The organism is Stenotrophomonas sp. 2YAF22, from assembly GCF_052114665.1.
Taxonomy (GTDB): domain Bacteria; phylum Pseudomonadota; class Gammaproteobacteria; order Xanthomonadales; family Xanthomonadaceae; genus Stenotrophomonas; species Stenotrophomonas indicatrix.
On record NZ_JBFRFE010000316.1, the window covers coordinates 1 to 4868 of the forward strand.

At 67.9% G+C, this 4868-nt stretch carries 4 protein-coding genes; 3 read left to right on the forward strand and 1 reads right to left on the reverse strand.

Annotation, left to right across the window (positions count from 1 at the left end; genetic code table 11):
* Positions 1-166: 166 nt before the first annotated feature.
* From AB4Y84_RS13260 to AB4Y84_RS13270, 3 genes are read left to right on the forward strand one after another with little or no spacing between them, the layout of a single operon-like run.
* Positions 167-1225, forward strand: coding sequence for a sensor histidine kinase (locus tag AB4Y84_RS13260; protein WP_442250260.1), 1059 nt, complete (start codon positions 167-169; stop codon positions 1223-1225).
* Positions 1218-1859, forward strand: a complete 642-nt coding sequence (locus AB4Y84_RS13265; RefSeq protein WP_033831197.1) for a response regulator transcription factor — start codon at positions 1218-1220, stop codon at positions 1857-1859. The genes AB4Y84_RS13260 and AB4Y84_RS13265 overlap by 8 nt, the downstream gene beginning before the upstream one ends.
* Positions 1856-2371 carry a DUF1697 domain-containing protein gene (locus AB4Y84_RS13270; RefSeq protein ID WP_442243639.1) on the forward strand — a complete coding sequence of 172 codons (516 nt, stop codon included), beginning with the start codon at positions 1856-1858 and terminating at the stop codon, positions 2369-2371. Before AB4Y84_RS13265 ends, AB4Y84_RS13270 begins: the two co-directional genes overlap by 4 nt.
* A 41-nt stretch (positions 2372-2412) precedes the next feature.
* Here AB4Y84_RS13270 and AB4Y84_RS13275 read toward each other — a convergent pair.
* Positions 2413-4868: YadA family autotransporter adhesin (locus AB4Y84_RS13275; RefSeq protein ID WP_442250261.1), on the reverse strand; the 2456-nt coding region annotated here is incomplete at its 5' end.

The window sequence follows — 4868 nt, forward strand, 5'->3', positions numbered from 1 at the left end:
GTAGTGCCGGCCGCTGGCCGGCAACCTCATGAACTGCGGGAACACCCTGCAGATGCCGGCCAGCGGCCGGCACTACCGTGCATCTCTCTGGCGCATGCCGACCAAGGTCGGCATCTACTGAACAGCGCTTTGCTATCCTTTCCACCCACGCCAGGGAGCCGTCCCGATGCCATCGCTGTCGCCCCGCCGCCCCCTGGTCGTGCTGGCCCTGATCATCGTGATGGCGGCCATCTTCCTGGTCGATACGGTTACCGACTACGCCGTTGCCGCCGCCTGCTTCTACGCTGCAGTGATCCTGGCAGCGTCGCGGCGGCTGCCCGCACGCGGCCTCATCCTGCTTGCCGCGGTCTGCATCGCGTTGACCGGCCTCAGCTTCTTCCTGACCCGCTTCGGCACCTACCGCATCGGCCTGGTCAATTCAGCGATCGGCATGCTGGTGATCGGCATCACCACCTACCTCGCATTGAAGATGGAAGCGGCCAAGGCCGCGGTGCAGGATGCACAGTCGCGCCTGCTGCGGGTGGCGCGCGCCTCCACCGTCGGCGAGCTGACCACCTCCATCGCACATGAAGTGAACCAGCCGCTGGCGGCCATCGCCAGCAGCGCCGAAGCCAGCCAGCGCTGGTTGGCCCAGGAACCGCCGAACCTGGACAAGGCGCGCCAGACCATCGCCCGCATCGTCGCCGACGCCCATCGCGCCAGTGACGTGATTGCCCGCATCCGTGGCCTGACCCAAGGCGCCGCGCCAGAGCGCCAGGCCTTCGACCTCAACCTGGCCGTGGAGGAAATGCTGGCACTCTCGCGCAGCGAACTGGAACAGCATGGTGTGACCGTGGCGCTGGTGCTGGGCAATGAACTCCCCCCTGCCCATGCCGATCGCGTACAGGTGCAGCAGGTGATCGGCAACCTCATCCTCAACGCCGTCGATGCAATGTCGGACACGCCCGTAAGCGAGCGCAGGCTGTCCCTGCTGACGGCGTACGAKGGTCGCGGCCACGTCAGCCTGAGCGTGCGCGATCGCGGYGTCGGGCTGCCCGCTGAGCAGACTGACCGCGTGTTCGATGCATTCTGGACCACCAAGGCGAACGGCCTCGGCCTGGGCCTCAGCCTGAGCCGCTCGATGATCGAAGCCAACGGCGGCCATATCCGCGCCGAACGACCGCCCGGTGGCGGCGCCTGCTTCATCTTCGAGCTGCCCACGGCCACGGAGGCTGCGCATGCGTAAACCCACCACAGCACCTATGGAACCGGCACCGATCGTCTATGTGATCGACGACGACGCCTCGGTTCGCGCCGCGCTGGAGGACCTGCTGGCATCGATGGGCCTGCAGGTGCGGGCCTTCGCCTCCACCGGGGAATTTCTTGCCCACCCGCGGGACGACGCTCCGTCTTGCCTGGTGCTGGACGTGCGCATGCCTGGGCAGAGCGGACTGGATTTCCATCGCAACATGGCCAGCCACGATCTGCACCTGCCGGTGGTGTTCATCACCGGCCACGGCGACATCGCCATGGGCGTCAATGCGATCAAGGACGGCGCCATCGAATTTCTGACCAAGCCGTTCCGCGACCAGGAACTGCTGGACGCGATCCACAGGGGCATCGAGATCGATCGCCAGCGGCGCCGCGACGGTGACGCGCTGGGTGCGTTGCAGCTGCGCTGGAGCACCTTGAACGCCGGCGAGCGCGAGGTGGTTGCCGGCGTGGTGCGCGGACGCCTGAACAAGCAGATCGCCGCCGACCTGGGTGTCAGCGAGATCACCGTGAAGGTGCGTCGCGCGCAGGTCATGCGCAAGATGGAAGCACGCACGCTGGTCGATCTGGTGCGCATGTACGACCGGCTGCAGGCCGCTGCGCCATGACCGCCTACGTGGCCCTGCTGCGCGCGGTCAATGTCGGCGGCACCGGCAAGCTACCGATGACCGAGCTGGTGCGGATGTGCGAGAACGCCGGATTCCGGGACGTCCACACCTATATCGCCAGCGGCAATGCCGTGTTCAGCAGTCCGCTCGACGAGACGGGTGTGCGCGACAGTTTGGCGCAATGCCTGCATGCCTATGCCGGCAAGCCGGTAGGCGTGCTGGTGCGTACCGCTGCCGAGATGGCCGCGGTGATCGCCCGCAACCCCTTCAAGGACGCTGCCGGCAACCGTGTAATCGCCCTGTTCATTGATGAGGCGCTGCCCAAGGACCCGCTGCAGGGCGTCACCGGTATCGGCGAAGAACAGCTCGCCCTCGGCAAGCGCGAGCTGTTTATCCACTACGGCGATGGCATGGCCGGTTCGCGCCTGCGCGTCCCCTTCGCAGCAAACGGAACCGGCCGCAACATCAACACCGTGAGCCGTCTGGCGGCGATGGCTGCGGAGCTGGACTGAAACTGCTGTGCAGCCATGCCTCTGCAATCAGCGGGCAACCATCAATCAAAGGCCATACCAAAGCCAATGCTCAGCAGCGGCTGGTCACCCCGCGCGACCGATACCCCGCCGTTGACGTTGTAGCGGCCATCGCGGCTCCAGCGTGACAACCCCAGGGCCAATGCGGACTCGCCGCGATAGCTGGCCGTACCGAAGTTCAACGTGACCTTGCCCGGCAGGTTGGGTGTGACCTGTACCAGCGCCGCCGAGGCAGCGATGCCGCGATTGATCTGTCGCGACATGTGCGAGGCCTGTGCGCCAATGGCCTGCTCCATCGCCTCAACGCGTTGGTCGGTATAGCGGTTCACCGAAGCCATCTGCTCCTGAAGCTGCGCCACGTTGACCGCGTCGGTATCGGCGCTGCCAGCGGCCACATGGGCAATCTGGCGCTCGCCTCCGACGTGCCCGACCGACACGCTGTCGGCGCGATCGGCGATGGCATCGGAACCGAGCGCCACACTGTTGTCTTCACTCGCCTGCGCGCCGGAACCGGCTGCCACGGCGCCCTGGCCCGTGGCTTCAGCCGGCGCACCATCGGCCACCAGCGCCTCGTTGCCGGTAGCGCCGTAGTAGGGTAGATCCGACCCGGCACCACCGCCCGCTTGGCCTTCCAGCGCGCCGACACGATCCTGTAGTCCATCCAGCTGCCGGCCGATGCCTTCGCCGATGGCCGACAACTGGCCGCCATTGACCGCCTCGCGGCTGCCCAGCTGCACGCGACCGTCGGCGACGTTGGCCAGCACGGTGCCTGCGGCCCCACCGAACATCACCTGGCTGCGATCGCTGCCCGCCACATAGCCGACCGTCTCCTGGACATCACCATTGTCGCCAACCAGCCCGGCCTGCTTCAGCTGGCGCAGATTGATGGCGTCGGTGTCCTCGCTGGCATCGGCCACGTGGGTGATCTGGCGCTCGGCACCATCACGCCCGATCGATACGGCGTTGGCACGGTCGGCCACCGACCCTGCGCCCAGTGCAACGGCACCGTCCGCAGACGCCTTCGCCCCCTGCCCCAGCGCGATGGCCGCAGCACCGTCGGCCTGCGCCGACGCGCCGATGGCCAGCGCACCCACACCGCTGATCGAGGCGTCGTCGCTGCCATCAGCACGACCGTCAACTTTCAGATAGCGGCTGTCCTCTGGCTGCGCCGCCGACAGGCCGTCCTGCATCTGTGCCAGGGTCACTGCATCGGTTGCGTCATCGGCAGCGGCCAGGCCCTTCAACTGCCGCGCACCCGCCGACCCCGTCAGGTCGACCACGCTACCGGCGCGGCCGGCCGCCACGGCAATGTCGCCGCTGGCGGCATCCTGGCGTACCAGGCCTGCGTCGCCGTCGTTCCACGCATCGATCTGGCGCTGCGTGTCCAGCACGTCGTCTTCGGTATGGGTGACCCGCTGGTCCAACAGCTGCAGCTGCCCGTCCACTGCACCCAGCGCGGAGCCCGCATCGTGGAAACGGCTGCCCTGCACGATGTAGGTCGGGCCTGTCACGTTGCCGGTCGTCGCGTCGACGTGCGCGCCGCCGCCGAGGGCGGCAACCACGCTCCGCAGCTGCTGAAGGTTGACCACATCGGTCGCTTCGGTGCCGTTGGCCACGTTGATCAACTGGCGCGTACCGATAGAGCCGCCACCAAGGGACAGCACCTGGTCGCGATCCGCAACCGAGCCGGCGCCCAGCGCCACCGCATTCTCGCCGTTGGCGCGCGCGCCGGCACCGATGGCGACGCTGTCCTGCCCGGCAGCACGCGCGTCGGCACCCACGGCCAGTGAATGTTGGCCGCCCGCTGCGGCCGCACTGCCCAGCGCCGTGCTGCCGGTCGCGCCGGTGGTCGCGGGCGCATCGACATCACCGGCTGCGGCCTGGAAGTAGCGCTGGGCAACCACCAGATCGCCGCCCAGATCGACCAGTGCGGCACGCTGCGCGCGGTCTTCCRCATCCAGTGCATGCAACGCATCACCGGCGCTGTGCACGGTGGTACCCACCACATCGAAGTCCGGCGCCCGCAGGGTGCCATCGGCGGCCACGCCCGCGCCTGCGCCAAGCGCCGCTGCCACACTGGCCACGGCGGCATCGGACTGCGCCTTGTTGATGGCCTCGTCGCCAGCAACGGCATCGGCCACACCGCCCAGACGGCGGGCGCCTGCAGTTCCAGCCATACCAATGGCGGCGCCATCACGATCCACACCGACCGTCAGGTCGCTGCCCGGCGCGGCCTGCTGGACCATGCCGATGGTGCCCTGGCTGATCCGCGTATGCAGATCGTTCACCGATACGTCAACGCTGGAGAGGCCGCCGTCCAGCGCGGTGAGCGCGCTGCCGATGGTGGTATGGGTTCCGCCGTGGGCGAGATCGAAGTCGGGCGCGATGACAGTGCCATCGGCCGACAACGCACCACCGGTCGCCTGCAGAAGTCCCTGCAGCTGCTGCACACTGACCGCGTCATTGTCCTGGGTGCCAT